Source organism: Streptomyces dengpaensis (genome assembly GCF_002946835.1).
GTDB lineage: Bacteria > Actinomycetota > Actinomycetes > Streptomycetales > Streptomycetaceae > Streptomyces > Streptomyces dengpaensis.
On record NZ_CP026652.1, the window covers coordinates 2,128,813 to 2,153,274 of the forward strand.

General features: G+C 71.3%; 21 protein-coding genes and 2 pseudogenes. 13 read left to right on the plus strand and 10 right to left on the minus strand.

Features of this window, described 5'->3' with window-relative positions; genetic code table 11:
- The first annotated feature begins 100 nt into the window (after positions 1–100).
- The 9 genes from C4B68_RS09655 to C4B68_RS09695 all read left to right on the plus strand — a co-directional run bounded on the left by C4B68_RS09655 (position 101) and on the right by C4B68_RS09695 (position 10,298).
- Positions 101–1,168: a glucose-1-phosphate thymidylyltransferase gene (locus tag C4B68_RS09655; RefSeq protein WP_099498967.1), complete on the plus strand. Its 1,068-nt coding sequence runs from the start codon at positions 101–103 to the stop codon at positions 1,166–1,168.
- Positions 1,165–2,151 (plus strand): dTDP-glucose 4,6-dehydratase, encoded by a 987-nt coding sequence (gene rfbB / locus C4B68_RS09660; RefSeq protein ID WP_099498968.1) that lies wholly within the window; start codon positions 1,165–1,167, stop codon positions 2,149–2,151. Before C4B68_RS09655 ends, rfbB begins: the two co-directional genes overlap by 4 nt.
- The gene (locus C4B68_RS09665) at positions 2,144–3,295 is read left to right on the plus strand and encodes an NAD-dependent epimerase/dehydratase family protein (RefSeq protein ID WP_099498969.1); all 1,152 of its coding nucleotides are present in this window, start codon (positions 2,144–2,146) and stop codon (positions 3,293–3,295) included. Before rfbB ends, C4B68_RS09665 begins: the two co-directional genes overlap by 8 nt.
- Positions 3,295–4,599 carry a lipopolysaccharide biosynthesis protein RfbH gene (gene rfbH, locus C4B68_RS09670; protein ID WP_099498970.1) on the plus strand — a complete coding sequence of 435 codons (1,305 nt, stop codon included), beginning with the start codon at positions 3,295–3,297 and terminating at the stop codon, positions 4,597–4,599. Before C4B68_RS09665 ends, rfbH begins: the two co-directional genes overlap by 1 nt.
- 79 nt (positions 4,600–4,678) lie before the next feature.
- On the plus strand, positions 4,679–5,422 hold the full coding sequence (locus tag C4B68_RS09675) for an NAD-dependent epimerase/dehydratase family protein (RefSeq protein ID WP_099498971.1): 744 nt from the start codon (positions 4,679–4,681) through the stop codon (positions 5,420–5,422).
- A gap of 194 nt (positions 5,423–5,616) precedes the next feature.
- Entirely contained in the window at positions 5,617–7,014 is a 1,398-nt protein-coding gene (locus tag C4B68_RS09680; RefSeq protein WP_099498972.1) for an NDP-hexose 2,3-dehydratase family protein, read from the plus strand.
- Positions 7,011–8,054, plus strand: coding sequence for a Gfo/Idh/MocA family protein (locus C4B68_RS09685; protein ID WP_167459058.1), 1,044 nt, complete (start codon positions 7,011–7,013; stop codon positions 8,052–8,054). Before C4B68_RS09680 ends, C4B68_RS09685 begins: the two co-directional genes overlap by 4 nt.
- Positions 8,017–8,733: a 4'-phosphopantetheinyl transferase family protein gene (locus C4B68_RS09690; protein WP_167459059.1), complete on the plus strand. Its 717-nt coding sequence runs from the start codon at positions 8,017–8,019 to the stop codon at positions 8,731–8,733. Before C4B68_RS09685 ends, C4B68_RS09690 begins: the two co-directional genes overlap by 38 nt.
- A complete protein-coding gene (locus tag C4B68_RS09695) occupies positions 8,730–10,298 on the plus strand; it encodes an acyl-CoA carboxylase subunit beta (protein WP_240634273.1) in 1,569 nt (522 codons plus the stop codon). Before C4B68_RS09690 ends, C4B68_RS09695 begins: the two co-directional genes overlap by 4 nt.
- Positions 10,299–10,345: 47 nt before the next feature.
- Here the strand turns inward: C4B68_RS09695 and C4B68_RS09700 are convergent, their stop codons facing one another.
- Entirely contained in the window at positions 10,346–10,816 is a 471-nt protein-coding gene (locus tag C4B68_RS09700) for a DUF6299 family protein (RefSeq protein WP_099506125.1), read from the minus strand.
- Positions 10,817–11,068: 252 nt separating this feature from the next.
- Here C4B68_RS09700 and C4B68_RS09705 point away from each other — a divergent pair, with 252 nt between their 5' ends.
- Positions 11,069–11,263, plus strand: coding sequence for a DUF5999 family protein (locus C4B68_RS09705; protein WP_099506126.1), 195 nt, complete (start codon positions 11,069–11,071; stop codon positions 11,261–11,263).
- A gap of 19 nt (positions 11,264–11,282) precedes the next feature.
- Here the strand turns inward: C4B68_RS09705 and C4B68_RS09710 are convergent, their stop codons facing one another.
- Positions 11,283–11,681 carry a RidA family protein gene (locus C4B68_RS09710; RefSeq protein WP_099506127.1) on the minus strand — a complete coding sequence of 133 codons (399 nt, stop codon included), beginning with the start codon at positions 11,679–11,681 and terminating at the stop codon, positions 11,283–11,285.
- Positions 11,678–12,805 carry an acyl-CoA dehydrogenase family protein gene (locus C4B68_RS09715; protein ID WP_099506128.1) on the minus strand — a complete coding sequence of 376 codons (1,128 nt, stop codon included), beginning with the start codon at positions 12,803–12,805 and terminating at the stop codon, positions 11,678–11,680. The genes C4B68_RS09710 and C4B68_RS09715 overlap by 4 nt, the downstream gene beginning before the upstream one ends.
- 122 nt (positions 12,806–12,927) lie before the next feature.
- Here C4B68_RS09715 and C4B68_RS09720 point away from each other — a divergent pair, with 122 nt between their 5' ends.
- Complete coding sequence (locus tag C4B68_RS09720) at positions 12,928–14,643, plus strand: AMP-binding protein (protein ID WP_099506129.1); 1,716 nt, start codon at positions 12,928–12,930, stop codon at positions 14,641–14,643.
- 15 nt (positions 14,644–14,658) lie between these two features.
- On the plus strand, positions 14,659–15,492 hold the full coding sequence (locus C4B68_RS09725; protein WP_099506130.1) for a PaaX family transcriptional regulator: 834 nt from the start codon (positions 14,659–14,661) through the stop codon (positions 15,490–15,492).
- A 17-nt stretch (positions 15,493–15,509) separates the two neighbouring features.
- On the opposite strand, the gene C4B68_RS09730 is transcribed toward C4B68_RS09725, so the two are convergent.
- Positions 15,510–17,831, minus strand: coding sequence for a bifunctional salicylyl-CoA 5-hydroxylase/oxidoreductase (locus tag C4B68_RS09730; RefSeq protein ID WP_099506156.1), 2,322 nt, complete (start codon positions 17,829–17,831; stop codon positions 15,510–15,512).
- 2 nt (positions 17,832–17,833) lie between these two features.
- Positions 17,834–18,661 (minus strand): enoyl-CoA hydratase family protein, encoded by an 828-nt coding sequence (locus C4B68_RS09735; RefSeq protein WP_099506131.1) that lies wholly within the window; start codon positions 18,659–18,661, stop codon positions 17,834–17,836.
- Positions 18,662–19,007: 346 nt separating this feature from the next.
- On the opposite strand from C4B68_RS09735, the gene C4B68_RS09740 reads away from it, so the two are divergent.
- A complete protein-coding gene (locus C4B68_RS09740; RefSeq protein ID WP_180289389.1) occupies positions 19,008–19,514 on the plus strand; it encodes an ATP-binding protein in 507 nt (168 codons plus the stop codon).
- Here C4B68_RS09740 and C4B68_RS09745 read toward each other — a convergent pair.
- From C4B68_RS09745 to C4B68_RS09765, 5 genes and pseudogenes are all read right to left on the minus strand, one after another.
- Positions 19,474–19,848 (minus strand): annotated as a pseudogene (locus C4B68_RS09745) (amino acid permease C-terminal domain-containing protein); the annotation flags it as partial. The gene C4B68_RS09740 and the pseudogene C4B68_RS09745 sit on opposite strands and share 41 nt — an antisense overlap.
- Positions 19,849–20,001: 153 nt before the next feature.
- A complete protein-coding gene (argF, locus tag C4B68_RS09750; protein WP_099506132.1) occupies positions 20,002–21,012 on the minus strand; it encodes an ornithine carbamoyltransferase in 1,011 nt (336 codons plus the stop codon).
- A 113-nt stretch (positions 21,013–21,125) separates the two neighbouring features.
- Entirely contained in the window at positions 21,126–22,349 is a 1,224-nt protein-coding gene (locus C4B68_RS09755) for an arginine deiminase (protein WP_167459060.1), read from the minus strand.
- A gap of 252 nt (positions 22,350–22,601) precedes the next feature.
- Positions 22,602–23,138 (minus strand): annotated as a pseudogene (locus C4B68_RS09760) (polynucleotide kinase-phosphatase); the annotation flags it as partial.
- A 97-nt stretch (positions 23,139–23,235) separates the two neighbouring features.
- The gene (locus C4B68_RS09765) at positions 23,236–24,459 is read right to left on the minus strand and encodes an RNA-guided endonuclease InsQ/TnpB family protein (RefSeq protein ID WP_099506158.1); all 1,224 of its coding nucleotides are present in this window, start codon (positions 24,457–24,459) and stop codon (positions 23,236–23,238) included.
- Between the last annotated feature and the right edge of the window lie 3 nt (positions 24,460–24,462).

Sequence of the window (24,462 nt, forward strand, 5' to 3'; positions counted from 1 at the left end):
GCCACGGCACCGCTGTAAGCCGCCACGGCACCGCTCCGCGTCGCACTGGACCTGCTCCGCATCCCGAAAGGCACGCACACGTGAATCGAGAGGACCCCTCATGAAGGCGCTTGTGCTGGCAGGCGGTTCCGGTACCCGCCTGCGACCCTTCAGCTATTCGATGCCGAAACAGCTCATCCCGATCGCCAATACGCCCGTCCTGGTCCATGTCCTGGACAACATCCGGGACCTGGGCGTGACCGACATCGGCGTCATCGTCGGCAACCGCGGCCCCGACATCGAGGCCGCGCTCGGCGACGGCTCCCGACACGGAGTGAAACTCACCTATCTCCTTCAGGACGCCCCGCGTGGCCTCGCCCACACCGTCGCCGTCGCCCGGGACTTCCTCGGGGACGACGACTTCGTCATGTACCTGGGCGACAACGTGCTGCCCGAAGGGGTGGCCGCGACCGCCGAGGCCTTCACCGTCCGGCGCCCGGCCGCGCAGATCGTGGTGCACAAGGTGCCCGACCCGCGCCAGTTCGGGGTCGCCGAACTCGGGCCGGACGGCGAGGTGGTGCGCCTGGTGGAGAAGCCGGCCGAGCCGCGCAGCGACATGGCGCTGGTCGGCGTGTACTTCTTCACCTCCGCCATTCACCGCGCCGTGGACTCGATCAGGCCGAGCGCCCGCGGCGAGCTGGAGATCACCGACGCCATCCAGTGGCTGCTCGCCTCCGGCGCCGAGGTCCGGGCCACCCAGTACGACGGCTACTGGAAGGACGCCGGGAACGTCGAGGACGTCCTGGACTGCAACCGCTACCTGCTGGAGCGGCTGGCGCCGGCCGTGGCGGGACATGTCGACGCCGCCAGTGAACTGGTGGGCACCGTCGTCGTCGAGGCGGGCGCCCGCGTCACACGCTCCCGTATCGAGGGCCCGGCGATCATCGGCGCGGGCGCCGTGGTGGAGGACAGCCACATCGGACCGCACACGTCCATCGGCCGCGGCTGCCTGGTCAGTGACAGCGGGCTGGAGAACTCCATCGCGCTCGACGAGGCGTCGGTCAGCGGCGTCAGGGGCCTGCGCAGCTCGCTGATCGGGCGCGCGGCCTCCGTCGGAGCCACCGAGCAGGGCGCCGGCCGGTACCGGCTGGTCGTCGGAGACCACACCCGAGTGGAGGTCACGGTATGAGGATCCTCGTCACCGGAGCGGCCGGGTTCATCGGCTCCCACTTCGTCCGACGCCTGCTGGCCGACGCGTACAGCGGCTGGGAGGGCGCCCAGGTCACCGCCCTGGACAAGCTGACGTACGCCGGAAACCGCGACAACCTGCCGGGGACGCACGAACGGCTGGTGTTCGTGCGCGGCGACGTCTGCGACCGCGGCCTGATGCGCGAACTGGTCCCCGGCCACGACGCGGTGGTGCACTTCGCCGCCGAGACGCACGTCGACCGCTCGCTGGAGGGCGCGGGCGACTTCTTCCGTACGAACGTCCTCGGCACCCAGACGCTGCTCGACGCCGTGCTCGACAGCGGGGTGGACCGGGTCGTGCACGTGTCCACGGACGAGGTGTACGGCTCCATCACGGAGGGCTCCTGGACCGAGGAGTGGCCGCTCGCGCCCAATTCGCCGTACGCGGCCTCGAAGGCGGGCTCCGACCTGGTGGCCCGCGCCTACTGGCGCACCCACGGCGTCGACCTGTCGGTCACCCGCTGCTCCAACAACTACGGGCCCTACCAGCACCCCGAGAAGCTCATCCCGCTGTTCGTCACGAACCTGCTCGAGGGACGCCGGGTGCCGCTGTACGGCGACGGCGGCAACGTCCGTGAGTGGCTGCACGTGGACGACCACTGCCGGGGCATCCACCTGGTCCTCAATCAGGGACGGGCCGGTGAGATCTACAACATCGGCGGCGGCAACGAGCGCACCAACCTCGCCATCACCGAGCAGCTCCTCGAACTGACCTGCTCGGACGCGGCCGCGATCCAGCGGGTCGCCGACCGCAAGGCACACGACCTGCGCTACTCGATCGACGAGACCAAGATCCGCGAGGAGCTGGGCTACGCCCCGCTCATCGGATTCGAGCAGGGCCTCGCCGACACGGTCGCCTGGTACCGGGACAACCCCGACTGGTGGAAGGCCGCCAAGCACGGGACGGACCGGGCCGTTGCCTGACCTCGGCGGGTCCGCCTCCTCCCGCACGGTGGTCGTGCTCGGCGGCACCGGGTTCCTCGGGCGTCACATCGGTGCGGCGTTCGGCGCGCTCGGGGCGCGGGTGCATCTGGTCTCGCCCAGCGCGGGGCCCGGCGCCAAGCCCGGCGCGGAGCCCGGCATGCAGCCCGGCGCGGAGCCCGGCGCGGAGCCCGGCGCCAAGCCCGGCGCGGAGCCCGGCATGCAGCCCGGCGCGGGATGCCCCGCCCTCATCCGCCTCGACGTAGTCGCCGCCTCGCCCCGGGAACTCGCCGCACTGCTCGCCAGGGTCGGCGCCGACACCGTCGTCAACGCGGCCGGCCGGGCCTGGCGGGCCGACGAGGCGCAGATGGCCGCGGCCAACGCCGAGTTGGTCGCGAAGGTCACCGAGGCGCTCGCCGCGCTGCCCCGGGAGCCGGGCGGACCCCGGCTGATCCACCTGGGCAGCGTCCACGAGTACGGGGCCGGCACTCCCGGCGGCGCCACCCCCGAGGACTGGCCGGCGGCACCGGTCACCCCGTACGGACGCACCAAACTCCTCGGCACGCAGGCGGTGTTGCGGGCCGTGCGGGAGCGGAACGTCGAGGGGGTGGTGCTCCGGCTCGCCAACGTGATCGGTGCCGGAACCCCGGCCGGGAGTCTCTTCGGCGACGTGGCCGCGCACCTGGCCGACGCCGCGCGCGCCGAGGCCGCCGGGGAGCGGGCGGACGCACTACGCCTGCCGCCGCTGCGCGCGGCCCGCGACCTGGTGGACGTACGGGACGTGGTGGACGCCGTGCTGGCCGCGGCCCGCGTGCCCGCCACGTACGTCAACGGGCGGGTGATCAACGTGGGCCGGGGCGAGGCAGTGCCCGTCCGGGACGTGATCGACCGGATGGTCGCGCTCAGCGGCCTCGACGTGCCGGTGACCGAGGGGGCCGGCGTCCCACCGGGCCGCAGCGACGTCGACCGGCAGTGCCTGGACGTCTCCCTGGCCCGGGAGCTGCTCGGCTGGGCACCGAGCCGCCCCCTGGACTCCGCACTGCGCGACCTCCTCGCGGCCGCCCTGCCGCCCGTCAAGCCCGCGGGCGCCGAGCCGCCGCTCACCTTCGCGGCCGCCGAGCCGCCCGTCAACGAAAGGACAGGATGATGAGCGACCCCAAGGAACAGGTGCTCGAAGCGGTTCGGGCGTACCACCGAGTGAGCGCCCCGGAGCGGGAGTTCGTGCCCGGCACCACGGAGATCTGGCCGTCGGGCGCGGTCCTGGAGGAGGAGGACCGGGTGGCGCTGGTGGAGGCCGCCCTGGAGATGCGGATCGCCGCCGGGCGCAGCCAGCGCAAGTTCGAGTCGGCGTTCGCGCGGCGGCTGAAGCGGCGCAAGGCTCATCTCACCAACTCGGGCTCGTCGGCAAACCTGCTGGCCGTCTCGGCGCTCACCTCCCCCGCCCTGGAGGACCGGCGGCTGAAGCCGGGCGACGAGATCGTCACCGTCGCGGCGGGCTTCCCCACCACCGTCAACCCGATCCTGCAGAACGGGCTCATCCCGGTCTTCGTCGACGTCGACCTCACGACGTACAACGCGACCGCCGACCGGGTCGCCGCGGCCATCGGGCCGAAGACGCGCGCCATCATCATCGCGCACGCGCTCGGCAACCCCTTCGAGGTCACGGCGATCGCGCAACTCGCCGAGGAGCACGACCTGTTCCTCATCGAGGACAACTGCGACGCGGTGGGCTCGCTCTACGACGGGCAGCTCACCGGCACCTTCGGCGACATGACGACGGTCAGCTTCTATCCGGCGCACCACCTCACCATGGGCGAGGGCGGTTGTGTGCTGACCTCGAACCTGGCGCTGGCGCGGATCGTGGAGTCGCTGCGCGACTGGGGACGCGACTGCTGGTGCGAGCCGGGCGAGAACGACAAGTGCCTCAAACGGTTCACGTACCAGATGGGCACGCTGCCGGCCGGGTACGACCACAAGTACATTTTCTCGCACGTCGGTTACAACCTGAAGGCCACCGACATCCAGGCCGCCCTGGGCCTGACCCAGCTCGCCAAGCTGGACGACTTCATCGACGCCCGCAAGCGCAACTGGCGGCGGCTGCGCGAGGGGCTGGACGGCGTTCCGGGACTGCTGCTGCCGGAGGCGACGCCCCGCTCCGACCCGAGCTGGTTCGGGTTCGTGCTCACCGTGGACCCCGAGGCTCCGTTCGGCCGCGCCGAGCTGGTGGACTTCCTGGAGGACCGCAGGATCGGCACGAGGCGGCTGTTCGCCGGCAACCTCACCCGGCACCCCGCCTACATCGGCCGGCCCCATCGTGTCGTCGGCGAGCTGACGAACAGCGACATCATCACGGAGCACACCTTCTGGATCGGGGTCTACCCGGCGCTCACCGACGAAATGCTGGACTACGTGACCGCGTCGATCAAGGAGTTCGTGGCCGCGCGCGGCTGAGCCCGACGGCCGGCCTCCCGGCGTGGGCGTCTCCCGGAGCCGACGGCCTCCTCCCTCCCAGAGATCAGGACGACGACGTATGGACATTGTGGGAACCGGGTTCCTGGCGCGGAATCTGCGTCCACTGGCCGGCCGGCATCCGGACACCGTGGCCCTCGCGGCGGGGGTGTCCTGGGCGAGCGGCACCTCGGACGCGGACTTCGCGCGGGAGGCCGCGCTGCTGCGCGACGTCGCGAAGCACTGCGTGGCCACCGGGCGGCGGCTGCTGTTCTTCTCCACGGCGTCGACGGGGATGTACGGGCTCGCCGAGGGCCCCGGCAGGGAGGACACCCCGGTGGTCCCCTGCACCCCTTACGGCGCGCACAAAGTGGCGCTCGAAGGGCTGGTGCGGGAGACGGGCGCCGACCACCTCATCCTGCGGCTGGGGCATCTGGTCGGCCCGAACCAGCCGGAGCATCAGCTGCTGCCCACGCTGGTACGGCAGTTGCGCGAGGGAGTGGTGCGGGTGCACCGGGGCGCCGCCCGGGACCTGATCGCCGTACGGGACGTCATCACCGTCATCGACCGGCTGCTCGCCACCGGTCTGCGCTCGGAGACGGTCAACGTGGCGTCCGGTCACGCCGTCCCCGTGGACGAGATCGTCGACCATCTCGCCGCCGGACTGGGGCTCGTGGCACGCCGGGAGTACCTGGACATCGGCGGCCAGCACGTCATCTCCATCGAGAAGCTGCGCTCCCTGGTGCCCCAGGTGGCCGCGATGGGCTTCGGCCCCGACTACTACCGGCGTGTCCTGACCGAATTCACCGCGGCCGCGCACGTGTGACCCGGCCGCCACCGACCCGCGAAAGGCGTTGAAGCACCCGCGTTGACTTCCTCCCCCTCGTAAACGAGGGGGATTCCTACGGCTCGCGCCGTGGGGTTTTGATGGCGCGGGCCAGGCTCCGGTTCGTCTGCAAGTGCCGCAGCGTCTGCTGCGCTGCCGCACCCCGGACACCCCCACACACAGGGAGTTCTCTGATGCTGTCTCACACCCTTCAGCCGCGCGCCGGGACCGATCTGCCCGGCCGGCTGGCGCTGTCGGCCGCCACCTCCCGAGGCGCCCGTCTGGCGACCGCCGACTTCCCTGGCTGGCTCGCCGCGCGCGGCCGGGCCAACGCCTTCCGCGTGGACCGTGTCCCGTTCGCCGAGCTCCAGGGCTGGTCGTTCGAGGAGCGGACCGGCAACCTCGTGCACCGCAGCGGCCGGTTCTTCACGGTCGAGGGCCTGCACGTCACCGAGCGGGACGGCCCGTACGGCGACGGCCCGTACGCCGACTGGTACCAGCCGGTCATCAAGCAGCCGGAGGTCGGTGTCCTCGGCATCCTCGTCAAGGAGTTCGACGGGGTCCTCCACTTCCTGATGCAGGCGAAGATGGAGCCTGGCAACCCGAACCTGCTCCAGCTCTCGCCCACGGTCCAGGCCACCCGCTCCAACTACACCAAGGCGCACCAGGGCGCGGACGTGAAGTACATCGAGCACTTCGTCGGTCCGGGCCGCGGCCGGGTGATCGCGGACGTGCTGCAGTCCGAGCACGGCTCGTGGTTCTTCCGCAAGTCCAACCGGAACATGATCGTGGAGGCGTCCGGCGACGTCCCCCTCCTCGACGACTTCTGCTGGCTCACCCTCAGCCAGATCGGCGAACTGCTCCACCAGGACAACGTCATCAACATGGACTCGCGCACCGTCCTGTCCTGTCTCCCCTTGCCGCAGACCGCGTCCGGCGCGCTGTTGTCCGACGTGGAGCTGCTGTCCTGGATCACCGGGGAGCGCTCCCGGCACGACGTGCACGCCGAGCGTGTCCCGCTCGCCGGGCTGCCCGGCTGGCGGCGCGACGAGATGGCGGTCGCGCATGAGGAGGGCCGCTACTTCAAGGTGGTGGCGGTGTCCGTGCAGGCGGGCAACCGCGAGGTCACCAGCTGGACCCAGCCCCTGTTCGAGCCGGTCGGCCGGGGCGTCACCGCGTTCCTCACCCGCGCGTTCGACGGCGTTCCGCACGTCCTGGTGCACGCCCGGGTCGAGGGCGGCTTCCTGGACACCGTGGAGCTGGGGCCCACGGTCCAGTACACGCCGGGCAACTACGCCCATCTGCCGGAGAAGGAACGTCCGTTGTTCCTCGACACGGTCCTCGACGCGCCCGCGGAACGCGTCCGTTACGAGGCCGTGCACGCGGAGGAGGGCGGCCGGTTCCTCCATGCCGAGAGCCGTTACCTGCTCGTCGACGCCGACGAGCGCGACGCCCCGCTCGATCCGCCGCCGGGCTATGCCTGGGTCACCCCCGACCAGTTGACCTGGCTCGTCCGGCACGGCCACTACCTCAACGTCCAGGCCCGTACGCTGCTCGCCTGTCTCAACGCCCTGCCGGGGAGGACACCTTGAGCGCGCCCGTACGGATCGGGGTGCTCGGCTGCGCGGACATCGCGGTCCGCCGGATGCTGCCCGCCTTCGCCGCGTCCGGTGACTGGGAGATCGCCGCGGTCGCCAGCCGTGACCTCACCAAGGCCGGACGAGTCGCGGAACGCTTCGGCTGCCGTCCCGTCCAGGGCTACGCCGAACTCCTCGAACGCGACGACATCCAGGCCGTGTACGTACCGCTGCCCGCCGCGCTCCACGGCCCCTGGGTGGAGGCCGCGCTCGACGCGGGCCGGCACGTCCTGGCGGAGAAGCCCCTCACCATGGACCCCGCGAGCACCGAACGGCTGCTCGGTCTCGCCGCCGGGCGGAGGCTCGCGCTGATGGAGAACGTGATGTTCGTCCATCATCCCCGGCACGAGGCGGTGCGGCGCCTCGTCGCCGACGGGGGGATCGGTGAACTCAGGTCCTTCCACGCCGCGTTCACCATCCCGCCGCTCCCCGACGACGACATCCGGTACGCCCCCGAGCTGGGCGGCGGCGCCCTGGCCGACGTCGGCCTCTACCCCCTGCGGGCCGCCCTGCACCACCTCGGCCCGGACGTCGAGGTGGTCGGCGCCGACCTCTCGCACGGTGCGGGGCGACGGGTCGAGACATCCGGCGCGGCACTGCTGCGCGCCCCCGGCGGCGTCACCGCGCACATCACCTTCGGCATGGACCACGCGTACCGCTCCGCCTACGAACTGTGGGGCAGCGAGGGCCGCGTCACCGTCGACCGCGCCTTCACACCGCCCGCCGGCCACGTACCCGTCATCACCGTGCACCGGAGCGCCGGGGCCGAGGAGATCCGGCTCGGCCCGGCGGACCAGGTGGCGCTGACCGTCGACGCGTTCGCGGCGGCGGTACGGAGCCGGAGCGCACCGGGGGCGGACACGCTGCGGCAGGCGGTGCTGCTGGACGACGTACGACGAGCGGCGACAGGGGGAGGGAAGGGTGACGGCAAGCCAACGCCATCCGAACAGGCGCGAGTTGGAGCTCTGGCTCATATCGCCCGGCAGCGCGCCTGACTCCCGGGCGTTCGCGCTCGACGAGCTGGATGAGCACGAGCGGCGGCGGGCCCGCACCTTCCGGCGTCCCGCCGATCGCACCCTGTACGTGGCGGCGCACATCGCGCTGCGCCGGGTGCTCGCCCCGTACGTGGGGGCACCGGCGAGGGAGCTCGTCTTCGGCCGCGCGGACTGCCCCCGCTGCGGCGGCCCGCACGGCAGGCCCGTGGTCGAGGCGCGGGGTCCGGTCCCGCACTTCTCCCTCTCGCACAGTCACGGCAGGGCGCTCATCGCGGTGTCCGCCCGGCCGGTCGGCGCCGATGTGGAGCGCGTGCCCGGCCCGGAGCGGGTGGATGTCTGCCTGCCGTCCCTTCATCCCTATGAGCAGGCCCAGTTGACGCGTCTTCAGGGGCCGGAGCGGCAGGCCGGTTTCGCCCGGATCTGGGCGCGCAAGGAGGCGTACCTCAAGGGGACGGGCGCCGGGATCGGCCGGTGGATGTCCGAGGTGTACGTCGGTGACGGCGCCCAGGGCGCCCCGCGGGGGCCGGACGGCTGGACCGTACGCGATGTGCCGTGCCCGGCGGGCCATGCGGCGGCCGTGGCGGTGCGCGGCGCACCGCCCACGCACATCGTCGTGCGTGAACTGCCCCTGGAGGCGCTCCTGGTTACCGATCAGCGGCTGGAAAGGGCACACGCATGACCATCATCGACGAGCGACGGCCCGCCACCCAGGCGGAGGATCTGGCGAGGATCAAGCGGGAGGCGCGGGAGGGGCCCAGCCGGCGGGCGACCGAGGCGCAGCATGCCAAGGGCAAGCTGACCGCGCGGGAGCGCATCGAGCTGCTGCTGGACGCCGGCTCGTTCCAGGAGGTCGAGCAGCTGCGGCGGCACCGGGCGACCGGGTTCGGGCTGGAGGCGAAGAAGCCGTACACCGACGGTGTCGTCACCGGCTGGGGCACGGTGGAGGGCCGTACGGTCTTCGTGTACGCCCATGACTTCCGGATCTTCGGCGGCGCGCTTGGCGAGGCGCATGCCACGAAGATCCACAAGATCATGGACATGGCCATCGCGGCCGGTGCGCCACTGGTGTCGCTGAACGACGGCGCGGGCGCCCGGATCCAGGAGGGCGTGTCCGCCCTGGCCGGCTACGGCGGCATCTTCCAGCGCAATACCAAGGCGTCCGGTGTCATCCCGCAGATCAGCGTGATGCTCGGCCCGTGCGCGGGCGGCGCGGCCTACAGCCCCGCCCTGACCGACTTCGTGTTCATGGTCCGCGACACCTCGCAGATGTTCATCACCGGCCCGGACGTCGTCAAGGCGGTCACCGGCGAGGAGATCACCCAGAACGGCCTGGGCGGCGCCGACGTGCACGCCGAGACGTCCGGCGTCTGCCACTTCGCCTACGACGACGAGGAGACCTGCATCGCCGAGGTGCGCTACCTCCTGTCGATGCTCCCGCAGAACAACCGCGAGAACCCCCCGCGCGTCGGCTCCGAGGACCCGGCCGACCGCCGCTCGGACGTCCTGCTCGACCTGGTCCCCGCGGACGGCAACCGCCCCTACGACATGGCCAAGGTCATCGAGGAACTCGTCGACGACGGCGACTACCTCGAAGTCCACGAACGCTGGGCCCGCAACATCATCTGCGCACTGGCCCGCCTCGACGGCCAGGTCGTCGGCATCGTCGCCAACCAGCCGCAGACCCTCGCCGGCGTCCTCGACATCAAGGCCAGCGAGAAGGCGGCACGCTTCGTACAGCTCTGCGACGCCTTCAGCATCCCGCTCGTGACCCTGCTCGACGTGCCGGGCTTCCTGCCGGGGGTGGGCCAGGAGCATGGCGGGATCATCCGGCACGGCGCGAAGCTCCTGTACGCCTACTGCAACGCGACCGTGCCGAGGATCTCGCTCGTCCTCAGGAAGGCCTACGGGGGCGCGTACATCGTCATGGACTCGCAGTCCATCGGCGCCGATCTGGCGTACGCCTGGCCGACGAACGAGATCGCCGTCATGGGCGCGGAGGGCGCCACGGGCGTCGTCTTCCGCCGTCAGATCGCCGCCGCCGACGACCCCGAGGCCCTGCGTGCCCAGCTGGTCAAGGAGTACAAGGCCGAGCTGATGCACCCCTACTACGCGGCCGAGCGGGGCCTGGTCGACGACGTCATCGACCCGGCCGAAACCCGGTCGGTGCTGATCCGCTCTCTGGCCATGCTGCACACCAAGCACGCGGACCTGCCGCCCCGCAAGCACGGCAACCCGCCGCAGTGACCGGGCCCGGCTCCCCGCGGCCGCCGACGGCGACACCAGAACAGTCGTCAGCCCTCGGTGACGGTGATGTCCTGCTGCCGGGTCGCGTGGAAGGTGGGCAGCGGCAGGCCCAGCGGTCCGGGGGCCAGTTCCATCAGGGTGGCCTCGACGTGGGCCGTGCCCGGCTTGAGGGTGCCCAGGTCGCGCTTCTCCGAGTTGGTCCAGCGGTGTTCCGCTCCGTCGCAGGCCGCCACGGTGCCGCCGATGCCGTGCCGCACGCGGGGGTCGTCCTGCGACACCGAGGAGGAGACGAACACGGGCCCGGTGGCGTCGAGACAGCGGTAGGTGCCGGAGAGGGTGATGGTGCCGTCGGCCGCGACGTGGCCGGTCGGATCGACGGTCACCTCGTCGTGCAGGTCGTGCGAGGCGGGCGCGGCGGCCGGTGCGGCGACGGCGGACGGGGCGGCGACGGCGGACGGGGCGGCGAGCAGGAGCAGCGCGACGCCGGTGGCCGCGCCGATGACCTGGCGCAAGGACATGGGAGTACCTCCTGGAACGGGGGCCGGGAAGGGGCGCTCCACAGGTACCGGTCCGGTGCGCCGAGGACGGTGATCATCACCCTTTGGTGGCGAGTTGGCACCGTCCGTCTTGGGGACGTCCGAGAGTTGTCCGCGTGTTGTCACGCTTCACAGCGGGCGGTTCCGATGAGTTCGCCGGGCGCGCATGGTCTAAGCATGCGAGGGCGGCGGCACCGCCGCCGACACTCATCGCATCCGACGTGGAGGTGCGCCATGTGTTCCCACCGGTCTTCGTGCCCGTCCGCGGACTCCCATGCCCCGCACATCGTGGCGGCCCATCCCGAGCAGGGCTGGAACCTCCTGTGCAACGGCGCGATCGTCTTCGACGACAGCGGCGAACTGCTGCCCGACGGCAGCGTGGTCGCTCCGCACCGGGTGTACGCCGAGCAGCTGGCCGTCGCGGCCTGATCCACCCCTCCGCCGAGTCCTACGGCAGCACGGCGAAGCCGTCGAGCTCGACCAGGGCCTGTTCGTCCCAGAGGCGGGCGGCGCCGACGACCGCCATCGCGGGGTAGTCGCGGCCCGCCAACTCGCGCCAGACACGGCCGAGTTCGGGGGCGTGGGCGCGATAGTCGGCGACGTCCGTGGCGTAGACCGTGACCCGGGCGAGGTCCGCCGGGGTGCCGCCCGCGGCCCGCAAGGCGGTCAGCAGATTCGTCAGCGCCCGCTCGAACTGCTCCGGCAGCGTCCCGTCGACCACCTTCCCGTCCGCGTCGAGCGCCGTCTGGCCCGCCAGGAAGACGAGGCGGCCGCCGGTCGCGACGACCGCGTGGGAGAAGCCGGTGGGCGGGGAGAGCTCGGGCGGATTGACGCGCTCGGTGGTCATGACGCCTCCTCTGCCGCGTACAACTCCTTGGCGATGATCGCGCGTTGCACCTCGCTCGCACCCTCGTAGATACGGGGTGCCCGCACCTCCCGGTAGAGGTGTTCGAGGAGATGGCCACGGCGCAGGGCGCGGGCCCCGTGCAGTTGGACCGCCGCGTCGACGACGTACTGGGCCGTCTCGGTGGCCAGCAGCTTCGCCATCGCGGCGCGCTGGGGTACGTCCGGGGCCCCTTCGTCGTACGCCGCCGCGGCCGCGTACACCATCAGACGGGCCGCCTCCGTACGCAGCGCCATCTCGGCGACCTGGTGGGCCACCGTCTGAAGGTCCCTCAACTTGCCGCCGAAGGCGTCCCTTTGAGCGGTGTGCTCAAGGGTCGCGTCCAGCGCAGCCCGCGCCATGCCGACCGCGAAGGCGCCGACGCTCGGCCGGAAGAGGTTGAGGGTGTGCATGGCGACCCGGAAACCGTGGTCGGGTTCACCGAGAACGTCGTCGGCGGTCACCGGTACGGCGTCGAAGGCGAGGGCTCCGATCGGGTGCGGCGAGAGCATGTCGAGCGGGGTGCCGGTGAGGCCCGGGCGGTCGGCGGGGACGAGGAAGGCGGTGACGCCACGGGCTCCGGCGCCGGGGGTGGTTCGCGCGAAGACGGTGTAGAAGTCGGCCTCGGGCGCGTTCGAGATCCAGCACTTCTCGCCGGTCAGGCGCCAGCCGTCGGGGCCGTCCTCGTCCGCCCTGAGCGCCAGCGCGGCCGCGTCGGACCCGGCACCGGGCTCGCTGAGCGCGAAGGCGGCCACCGCACCGCCGTCCGCGACCTGGGGCAGCCAGCGCTCGCGCTGGTCCTGGGTCCCGTACGCATGGACGGGGTGCGCGCCCAGCCCTTGGAGGGCAAGCGCGGTCTCGGCTTCGGTACACGCCTGGGCCAGCGACTCGCGCATCAGGCAGAGGTCCAGCGCCCCGGAGGTGAACAGGCGGGCGAGCAGGCCCAGTCTGCCCAGTTCGGCGACGAGGGGGCGGTTGACGTGGCCCGCCTCGCCCTTCTCCGCCAGGGGACGCAGGATTTCCGCCGCCAGCGTGCGCAGCTCGGCACACCAGGCGGTCTGTGCCGGATCAAGCGAGAATGCGGTCATCGCCGGTCCTCTCTCCCCGTCGGTCACCTCACCCACGCTATCGCGGACCGTTGACTGTCGTCACCAACCCGATACGCTCCTTGTGCGAGCCCACTACCACCACGGCAAGGGGGCGAACCGTCATGGACCCCAGGGACACCAGCGCTCACGCGGACGCGGACGCCGGCGTAAACGCTTACGCAAACGCTTACGCCTCCGCCCACGTCGACACCTTCGCGCGCGACAACCTCCCTCCCCCCGAGCACTGGCCCGAGCTCCACTTCGATCTGCCGGAGCTGCGCTACCCCGATCGGCTGAACTGCGCCGCCGAGTTGCTGGACCACGCCCGCCCCGAGCGCCCGGTCTTCCGTACGGCGGCCGGCGACCCGTGGACGTACGGGCAGCTCCGCGCGCGGGTCGACCGCATCGCCCATGCGCTGACCGGCGAACTGGGCATCGTCCCGGGCAACCGGGTACTGCTGCGCGGGCCCACCACACCGTGGCTCGCCGCGTGCTGGCTTGCGGTCCTGAAGGCGGGCGCGGTCGCCGTCACCGTGCTGGCGCAGCAGCGCCCGCACGAGCTGACCACGATGTGCGAGATCGCGCGGGTGACGCACGCCCTGTGCGACGTACGGTCGCTCGACGACCTGGTGACGGCCAAGATCCCGGGGCTGCGGGTCACCACGTACGGCGGTGACGAGCCCGACGACCTGCTGCTGCGGATCACGGGCGTTCCGGACGAGCCCTTCACGGCCGTGGACACGGCCGCCGACGACGTCGCCCTGATCGCGTTCACCTCGGGTACCACCGGCCGGCCCAAAGGCTGTATGCACTTCCACCGCGATGTGCTGGCGATAGCGGACACCTTCTCGAAGCATGTGTTGCGACCACACGAGGACGATGTCTTCGCGGGCAGTCCGCCGCTGGGTTTCACCTTTGGGCTCGGCGGTCTCGTCGTCTTCCCGATGCGCGCCGGCGCCAGCGCCCTGCTGCTCGAACAGGCGGGTCCCCAGCAGCTGTTGCCCGCGATCGGCGAGCACCGCGTCTCCGTGCTGTTCACCGCGCCGACGGCCTACCGGGCGATGCTGGCGAAGCTGGACGGACACGACACCGGCTCGCTGCGGCGCTGTGTGTCCGCGGGCGAGAACCTTCCCGCCTCGACCTGGCAGGCCTGGCACACCCGCACCGGGCTGCGCATCATCAACGGCATCGGCGCCACCGAACTGCTGCACATCTTCATCTCCGCCGCCGACGAACACATCCGCCCCGGCACCACGGGCGTCCCGGTACCGGGATGGCACGCGCGCGTGGTCGACGCCGAGGGGGCGCCGGTGCCGGACGGCGAGCCCGGGCTGCTCGCGGTGCGCGGCCCGGTCGGCTGCCGCTATCTCGCCGACCCACGGCAGCGGGAATACGTACGCCACGGCTGGAACATCACCGGCGACGCCTATGTGCGCGAGCCCGACGGCTACTTCCGGTACGTCGCGCGCGCCGACGACATGATCATCTCGTCCGGGTACAACATCGCGGGCCCGGAGGTCGAGGACGCGCTGCTGCGTCACCCGGACGTGGTCGAGACGGCGGTCGTAGGGCGGCCCGACGAGGCGCGCGGGCAGGTCGTGGTGGCGTACGCGGTCCTGCGCCCGGGCGCGCACCAGGACGCGGAGGCGCTGCGCGCCTTCCTCAAGTCCCAGCTCGTGCCGTACAAATGCCCCCGCGAGATCCTGTTCCTGGACGCGCTGCCGCGCACCGCGACGGGGAAGCTCCAGCGGTTCCGGCTGCGTACCGACATCCCCGTGGGCGCCCCGCCGCCGTCCGCCCCGGAGGGTGATATGTCCCCGGACGGCGACCCCAAGTGATCTTCGCGCACTAGAGTGATCAACGTGTCAGAGCAGCACGCCCCCCGGTCCCTGATCGTCACCTTCTACGGCGCGTACGGCCGCTTCCTGCCCGGCCCCGTCCCGGTGGCCGAGCTGATCCGGCTTCTCGCCGCGGTCGGCGTCGACGCGCCCTCCGTGCGGTCCTCGGTGTCCCGGCTCAAGCGCCGCGGTCTCCTCGAGCCGGCGCGCACGGCGGCGGGCGCGGCCGGGTACGCGCTGTCCCCGGACGCCCGGCAGCTCCTCGACGACGGCGACCGGCGGGTGTACGCGACGGCGCCGCCCAAGGACGACGGCTGGGTGCTCGCCGTGTTCTCCGTACCGGAGTCCGAGCGCCAGAAGCGGCACGTCCTGCGCTCGCGCCTCGCCGGTCTCGGCTTCGGGACGGCGGCCCCGGGGGTGTGGCTCGCCCCGGCGCGGCTCTACGAGGAGACGCGGCACACCCTGCTGCGGCTGCGGCTCGACCCGTATGTGGAGCTGTTCCGCGGGGAGCACCTGGGCTTCTCGGCGACGGCGGAGGCGGTCGCCCGCTGGTGGGACCTGGCCGCGATCGCCAAGGAGCACGAGGCGTTCCTCGACCAGCACGCGCCCGTGCTGCACGCGTGGGAGCGGCGCGCGAACACCCCGCCCGAGGAGGCGTACCGCGACTATCTGCTCGCCCTCGACTCCTGGCGCCATCTCCCGTACACCGACCCGGGCCTGCCCGCCGCGCTGCTGCCCCAGGACTGGCCGGGCGCCCGCTCGGCGGCCGTCTTCCGCGCGCTGCACGACCGGCTGCGGGACGCGGGGGCGGTCTTCGCGAGGCTGCCCGAAGCCACTGAGGGAGTTTGACCTCAATCCGGACGTCCTCACGCTCCCAGCGAAAGGCGGGGCTTGGGGGCGTCGGTGCGTCCGGTCTGCGGGCGCCGGCTGCCCGCCCGGTAGGGCATCGGCCAGGCGACGCCCGGACCCTCGTACCCCTGCTCGGCCGCCGCGTGCAGCGTCCAGTGCGGGTCGTACAGATGCGGCCGGGCGAGCGCGCACAGGTCCGTACGCCCGGCCAGGATCAGGGAGTTGACGTCGTCCCACGAGGAGATCGCGCCGACGGCGATCACGGGGAGGCCGGTCTCGTGGCGGATCCGGTCCGCGTACGGCGTCTGGTACGACCGCCCGTACTCGGGGTGCTCGTCCGCCACAACCTGGCCCGTCGACACGTCGACCGCGTCGGCGCCGTGCGCGGCGAAGGCCCGCGCGATCGCGACGGCGTCGTCGCCGGTGGTGCCGCCGTCGGCCCAGTCGGTGGCGGAGATACGGACGGTCATGGGCCGTTCCTCGGGCCACACGGCCCGTACGGCGTCGAAGACTTCCAGCGGGAAGCGCAGCCGCTTCGCGAGCGAGCCGCCGTACGCGTCGGTGCGCCGGTTGGTCAGCGGTGAGAGGAAGCTGGAAAGCAAGTAGCCGTGGGCGCAGTGTAGTTCGAGCAGATCGAAGCCGCAGCGCGCGGCCCGCCAGGCGGCTGCCGTGAACTGCTCCCGCAGATCGGTGAGCTGGGCGCGCGACAGCTCGCGGGGCGTCTGGCTCTCCGGCTTGTACGGGATCGGGGACGCGGCCACGAGCGGCCAGTTGCCGTCCTCCAGCGGCTCGTCGATGCCCTCCCACATCAGCTTCGTCGAACCCTTGCGGCCCGCATGGCCGAGCTGTACGCCGATCGCGGTACCCGGCGCCTGTGTGTGCACGAAGTCGGTGATCCGCCGCCAGGCCTCGGCCTGCCGGCGGGTGTAGAGCCCCGCGCAGCCGGGCGTGATCCGGCCCTCGGCGCTCACGCACACCATCTCGGTCATGATCAGTCCCGCGCCGCCGAGTGCCCGCGCGCCCAGGTGGACGAGGTGGAAGTCGCCGGGGAGGCCGTCCACGGCCGAGTACATGTCCATGGGCGAGACGACGACGCGGTTGCGCAGGGTCAGGCCGCGCAGCCGGAACCGCGTGAACATCGGCGGCGTCCCGGGCGGGCAGCCGAACTCGCGCTCGACCGCGGCCGTGAAGTGCGGGTCGCGCAGCCGCAGGTTGTCGTGCGTGACGCGACGGCTGCGGGTCAGGAGGTTGAAGGCGAACTGCCGTGCGGGCTGGTCGAGATACCGGGCCAGGTTCTCGAACCACTCCAGGCTGGCGCGGGCCGCCCGCTGCGTGGACGCGACGACCGGGCGCCGCTCCTCCTCGTAGGCCGTGAGCGCCTCTTCGAGCCCTGCCCGTTCCTCCAGGCAGGCGGCCAGCGCGAGCGCGTCCTCGACGGCGAGCTTGGTGCCGGAGCCGATGGAGAAGTGGGCGGTGTGCGCGGCGTCGCCGAGCAGGACCAGGTTTCCGTGCGACCAGCGGTCGTTGACGACCGTGCGGAAGGTGGTCCACGCCGAGTTGTTGGACCGCAGGGGCCGCCCGTCGAGCGCGTCCGCGAAGATCTTCGCGCAGCGTTCGACGGACTCCTGCTCGCCGAGGTCCGCGAATCCGGCCGCCCGCCACACCTCCTCACGCATTTCGACGATCACGGTGGACGCAGCGAATTGATTCTGCGGCCCGGAGGGCCTCGTTGAGGGGTGGTGGTCGGGCGACGGGCGGGAGTAGGGGTAGGCGTGCAGCTGCATCACGCCGTGTTCGGTCTCGGCGATCTCGAAGCGGAAGGCGTCGAAGGCGAAGTCGGCGGCGAGCCAGATGTAGCGGCAGCGGTGCTCCTCGACGGACGGGCGGAACACCTCCGGGTACGCGGCGCGCGTGAGGCTGTGCACACCGTCGGCGGCGACGACGAGGTCGTACGCCGTCATCAGCTCGGACACCGGCGGGGCCTCGGCCCGGAAGCGCAGCTCGACACCGAGGGAGCGGCAGCGCTCGTGCAGGATCTCCAGGAGGCGGCGCCGGCCGAGCGCCGCGAAACCGTGACCGCCCGAGGTGTGGAGCACCCCGCGGTGCACGATGTCGATGTCGTCCCAGCGCACGAACTCGTCCTGGAGCGCCGCGTACACGACCGGGTCGGCGTGCTCGATGCCACCGAGCGTCTCGTCGGAGAGGACGACGCCGAAGCCGAAGGTGTCGTCGGGGGCGTTGCGCTCCCAGACGGTGATCTCGCGGGCCGGGTCGAGGCGCTTGAGCAGTGCCGCCGCGTACAGGCCCCCGGGTCCGCCTCCGATGACCGCGACCCTCATGGTCACCGCCCCCGCCACTTCGGTGGCCGCTTCTCCGTGAAGGCGGCGTGGAACTCGGCGTAGTCCTCGCCGTTCATCAGGAGGGCCTGGGTCGAGGCGTCCAGTTCGACGGAGGCGGCGAGCGGCATGTCCAGTTCGGCGGTGAGCAGGGCCTTGGTCTGGGCGTGCGCGAGGGCCGGGCCCTCGGCGAGGCGGTGGGCCAGCCGCTGTGCGGCCTCGTCGGCGGCGCCCTCGTCGGTCAGCTCGCTGATCAGGCCGATCCGCTCGGCCTCGGGCGCACGGACCGGTTCGCCGAGCATCAGCAGCCGGGTCGCGTGGCCGAGCCCGACGACCCGGGGCAGCAGATAGGCCGCGCCCATGTCGCCGCCGGACAGGCCGACGCGCGTGAACAGGAAGGCGAACCGGGCGCTCGGGTCGGCCACCCGGAAGTCGGCCGCGAGCGCGAGCACGGCTCCCGCGCCCGCCGCCACCCCGTGCACCGCCGCGATCACCGGGAACGGGCATTCCCGTACCGCCCGTACGACCTGCCCCGTCATCCGGTTGAAGTCGAGGAGCTGGGCGGTGTCCATGGACAGGGTCGCGCCGATGATCTCGTCGACGTCGCCTCCGGAGCAGAAGCCACGGCCCTCGCCGGCAAGGACCAGGGCACGTACGGCCCGCTCCCGGGACAGCTCGGCGAGCAGGTCGCGCAGATCGGCGTACGCGCCGAAGGTGAGCGCGTTGAGTTTCTCGGGGCGGGCGAGCGTGACCGTGGCGACCCCGTCGGCGATCACGCACCTCAGGTGCTTCCAGTCGGCGGTGCGGACGGCGGAGCCGGTGAAGGGACTCATGACGTGCGGCCTCCTCGGGCGGGGGCGGCGCTCTGCGGCTATCCCTCGAAGCTATCACTCATTCGTGACTGTCGTCACGTCTGCGCGATAGAGGGTCGCGACAGAGCAGTCGTGGCAGCGCGCTGACCACGTGACGGCTCCCCGTCACCGGGTCACGGATTCTCGACGGACCCGTAACGGTGGGAGGCCCCCGTGGGACACCGGCCGTTCACCTGGGTACGGAGCCTGACGCCGGGCCGAACGTCCCGGTACGACGCCTGTCCAACGCCCCGGAAAGAGCCCGCCAAGTGCCTCTGCCGGGCACCGACGTACCATTCACAAGGTTGAAAGCAGGACAGCCTGCTCCATGAACGGACACGCCTTGCACGACATCCCCACCCGCCCGTCTCCCGACGACCATCCCGCGTCGGGGGACTTCGTGCCGCCCCTTTCTCCGGCCTCCTGGCGCATCGCGCTGCCGCACACCACCGCGGCCGTGCCCGTCGCCCGCGCGCTGGTCCGTACGGCGCTGGCCGCGCTGGAGCACCCGGCCGACAGCGACACGGCGGAGCTGCTCACCGCGGAACTGGTCGCCAACGCCGTGGAGCACACCGGGGGCGACGGCCCCATAGAGCTGGTCGTGGAGCTGATGCCGACCGGCTGCCAGGTCGAGGTGCACGACCCGGACCCGGCGCCGCCCGGCGATCTCACGGTCCCCCACCAGGCCGGCGAACCCGACCCCTGGCAGGAGCACGGGCGCGGACTGCTCCTGATCCGCACCCTCAGCTCGTCCTGCGGCCACCGCCCCACCGACTCCGGCAAGGCGGTCTGGTTCACACTGCCTGTAGTTCCTCGTCAGCGGCGGTCTGCTTAGCAGCGGCTCCGGCCAGCCGGGAGTGGCGGCGCCCGTAGAGGACGTACACCAGGAATCCGGCCGCGAGGAAGAACGCGAGAAGGATCCAGGTCGTCCAGCCCGTCTCGTACATCAGATACAGGCAGAAAGCCACGCCGAGCAGCGGTACGACGGGGTAGAGCGGCACCCGGAAGGAGCGGGCGAGGCCCGGCTCGCGGCGGCGCAGCGCGATCACCGCGATATTGACGATGGCCATGACGGCGAGCGTGCCGATGGTGCACAGGTTGACCACGGCGTCGAGCGACGCGAAGGCCGCCGGGACGGCGGAGACGACTCCGACGATCAAGGTGCCCGCCCAGAGCTCCTGATCGCCGAATCCGGCGCGGACCTCGCAGGCCATGGCCTCAAGCGCACCATGGGGCGCGGGTGCGACCGGGTCAGTCGCGAGGCGGCCACGGAATGGTTGGCTCCGGGCCGCGGGTCAGCATAAGGCCTGCTGAGAGGAGTCTCAGGCCAGTGTGGCGACAAGGACCGCCTTGATGGTGTGCAGGCGGTTCTCGGCCTCGTCGAAGACGACCGAGTGGGCCGACTCGAACACCTCGTCGGTGACTTCGAGCGAGTCGAGCCCGTGGGTCTCGTGGATCTCGCGGCCGACCTTGGTGCCCAGGTCGTGGAAGGCCGGCAGGCAGTGCAGGAACTTGACGTCCGGGTTGCCGGTGGCGTGCAGGACGTCCATGGTCACGGCGTACGGGGCGAGGGCCTTGATCCGCTCGTCCCACACCTCCTTGGGCTCGCCCATGGAGACCCACACGTCGGTCGCGACGAAGTCGGCGCCGAGGACGCCCTCCTCCACGGACTCGGTGAGGGTGATGGCGGCGCCGCTGTCCTCGGCGAGCTTGCGCGCCCGGGCGATGACCTCGTCACTCGGCCAGTACGCCTGGGGGGCGACGATGCGCACGTCCATGCCGAGCAGCGCACCGGTGATCAGGTAGGAATTGCCCATGTTGAAGCGGGCGTCGCCGAGGTAGGCGAAGACGATGCCGTCGTCGAGGCTCTTGTCGCTGTGCTCCAGCATCGTGAGCACGTCGGCGAGCATCTGGGTGGGGTGCCAGTCGTCGGTCAGGCCGTTGTAGACGGGGACTCCGGCGTACGCGGCCAGCTCCTCGACGGTTGCCTGGCTGTCGCCCCGGTACTCGATGGCGTCGAACATCCGGCCGAGGACGCGCGCGGTGTCCTTCACGGACTCCTTGTGGCCCATCTGCGAGCCGGACGGGTCCAGATACGTCGTCGAGGCGCCCTGGTCCGCCGCCGCGACCTCGAACGCGCAGCGCGTACGCGTCGAGGTCTTCTCGAAGATCAGCGCGATGTTCCTGCCCCGTAGATACCGGGTCTCCGTCCCGGCCTTCTTGGCGGCCTTGAGCTCGGCGGCCAGCTCGATCAGCCCGCAGAACTCGTCTTCCGTGAAGTCCAGCTCCTTGAGGAAGTGGCGGCCGGCGAGGGCGGTCGGGACTGTCGCCATGGGGGCGCTCCAGGGGTACGAAGACGAGGACCTTGGAATTCTATACGATGTTTGGCATTTATATACAGACGTGAGCTTGCCCACGGACGAACCCCTGCGACGGACCTGGATTCCTACACCGGATCCCGCTCGACCGGACAGCTCATACAGCGGGGCCCGCCCCTCCCCCGGCCAAGCTCACTGCCCGGGATCTCGATGACCTCGATGCCCTGCTTGCGCAGATGCGTGTTGGTGGTGGAGTTCCGCTCGTAGGCGACGACGACGCCGGGCTCGACGGCGAGGACGTTGCAGCCGTCGTCCCACTGCTCGCGCTCGGCCGCGTGGACGTCCTGCGTGGCGGTCAGGACGCGGATCTCGTTGAGTCCGAGCGCGGCGGCGATCGCGCGGTGCATGTGCTCCGGGGGATGGTCGGTGACCTTCAGCTCCTTGTCCCCGGCGCCCGGTTCGATGGTGTACGAGCGGAGCATGCCGAGCCCCGCGTACTGGGTGAAGATGTCGCCGTCGACCATCGTCATCACGGTGTCGAGGTGCATGAGGGCCCGTCGCTTGGGCATGTCGAGCGCCACGATGGTGCGCGCCGAGCCCGCCGCGAACAGCTTGTGCGCGAGCATCTCGACGGCCTGGGGCGTCGTCCGCTCGCTCATGCCGATGAGCACGGCGCCGTTGCCGATGACGAGCACGTCACCGCCCTCGATGGTGGACGGATAGTCCGCCTGCCCCTGCGACCAGAGGTTGAACGTCTCGTCGCGGAAGAGCGGGTGGTGCCGGTAGATCGCCTCGAAGTGGACGGTCTCGCGCTGCCGGGCCGGCCAGCGCATGGCGTTGATGGAGACCCCGTCGTAGATCCAGGCGGAGGTGTCCCGGGTGAAGAGGTGGTTGGGCAGCGGCCGGAGCAGGAAGTCGTCGAGGTCCATGACATGGAAGCGCACGGAGGTCGGCTCCGGGTGGGCGTCCAGGAACTCCCGCTTGGTCATGCCGCCGACGAGCACGGACGCCAACTCCGGGGCGGGCAGGGTCTCGAAGGAGGCCCTGAGATGGTCGGTGGCGAGCGGTCCGTACTCCTTCTCGTCGAAGACCCGGTCCAGAACGAGTGATCTGGCCGCCGGGATCTCCAGGGCCTCGGTGAGCAGGTCGCCGAAGAGGTGGACGGTGACCCCACGGTCGCGCAGTACGTCGGCGAACCCGTCGTGCTCCGCGCGCGCCCGGCGCACCCACAGCACATCGTCGAAGAGCAGGGCGTCCTTGTTACTGGGGGTGAGCCTTTTGAGCTCAAGATCCGGCCGGTGCAGGATGACGCGGCGCAGCCGCCCGGCCTCGGAGTCGACATGGAATCCCATGCCTCCATCCTGACCATCCGGACGCGCGTTCACCCGTGGATCGGCCGAGTCGGATCCCCTCGTTTTGTCTTCGTGACGATAAGCGGGTCGAGTCACGGGTCGAGTCATTATCGGCGCATTGACGACAAAGACGATCTACCTGGGAGCCGCGGGCCACCAGACGGCCCGCTGTCGGCCGGGGTGCTTCCCCCGGGTGCTTCCCCGGGGCGCCCTCGGCGGAGCCGGGTGGCCTCGCCGAGGGCGGGCGACCCGTCACAGCCGCGGGTCCACCGGCTCCGACTCCAGCGCCAGCACCCCGAAGACGGCCTCGTGTACCCGCCACAGCGGCTCGCCCTCCGCGAGGCGGTCCAGGGCCTCGAGACCCAGCGCGTACTCGCGAATGGCCAGCGACCGCTTGTGGTTCAGGAAACGGCCGCGCAGCCGCGCGAGGTTTTCAGGGCGCGTGTACTCCGGACCATAGATGATCCGCAGGTACTCACGGCCCCGGCACTTGATACCGGGCTGGACGAGACGCCCCTCCTCGCTGCGCACCACGGCGTCGACCGGCTTGACGACCATGCCCTCGCCGCCGCGGCCCGTCATCTCCAGCCACCAGTCGATGCCGGCCTGTACCGACTCCGGGTCACCGGTGTCGACGAAGATCCGCCGGGTGGTCTGCAGCAGTCCGGTCCCGTCGTGCTCCACCAGCCGGTCGATCAGCGCGAGCTGCTCGTCGTGCGGCAGCCCGGCAAGGCTCCGCCCCTGGACCGCGAGGATCTGGAACGGCGCCAGCCGGACTCCGTCCAGGCCCGGGCCCCCCGGGCGGGGCCCCTCCGTCGTCCAGCATTGACTTGCTCCTCGGGCTGAAGCCCGAGCATTCTGGCCTTCTCGACTTGTTGTTGTGCCGCTACGCGGCACGGGGTTCGGTCGGGAATCCGTGGCTTCCTGTTTCTTCGCGCTGTGCCGGGATTGCTCCTGGTCTTACCGGCGCTCCGCAGGCCGATACCGCCAGTCCGGCGGCCGTCTTCACGTTGATCGCGGCGTTGATGTCCCGGTCGTGGACGGTGCCACAGGCGGTACAGGTCCATTCCCGGACGTTCAGGGGTTTGGGTCCGTCCTTGACGCCGCAGGTGGAGCAGGTCTGGGAGGTCGGCTCGAACCGGCCGATCTTGACCAGGGTGCGGCCGTACCGTTCTGCTTTGTACTTCAGCATGCTGATGAACGATGACCATCCGGCGTCATGCACGGACTTGGCGAGCTTGGTGCGCGCCAGTCCTGCCACGGACAAGTTCTCCACGGCGATCCCTTGGTTCTCGGCGATCAGCTTTGTGGAGAGCTGGTGGTGGAACTCGCGGCGTGCGTCGGTGACCTTGGCGTGGGCGCGGGCGACCTTGAGGCGGGCCTTGGCGCGGTTCTTGCTTCCCTTCTGTTTGCGGGACAGTTCCCGCTGGGCCTTCTTCAGCTTCTTCTCCGCGCGTCGCAGGAAGCGCGGGGAGTTGATTTTCGTGCCGTCGGAGAGGACTGCAAAGTGGGTCAGGCCGAGGTCGATGCCGATGGTGCGGTCGGTTTCGGGCATCCGTGTCGCGTCGGCGGCGGGGTCGGTGTCGATGACGAAGGAGGCAAAGTACCGGCCGGACGCGTCCTTGATGACGGTGACGGAGCTGGGGGTGGCGGGCAGCGCGCGGGACCACTTCACCTTGACCGCGCCGATCTTCGGCAGGTTCAGACGGCCGCTGTCGGTGACGTTCCAGCGGGCGTTTGCGGTGAACCGGATCGACTGCCGGGCGTCCCTGCGGGACTTGAATTGGGGCGGGCCGATCCTGGGGCCCTTGCGGGTACCCTTGAGGGAGGCGAAGAAGTTCTTGTAGGCGGTCTCAGCGTCCCGCAGGGATTGCTGGAGGACGACGGCGGACACCTCCCCCAGCCAGGACCGTTCCGCTGTCCGCTTGGCCTCGGCAATCAGGCGCGTGGACAGCTCCCCGGCCTTCGGGAACGGCTGCCCGGCCTGACGGGCCTCCTCGCGGGCGCGGACCGCGTCGTTGAACACCACCCGGGCGCACCCGAACGCCCTGGCCAGCGCGGTGCGCTGACCGGCATTCGGGTAGATCCTGAAGGCGTACCGGAGCTGCATGAC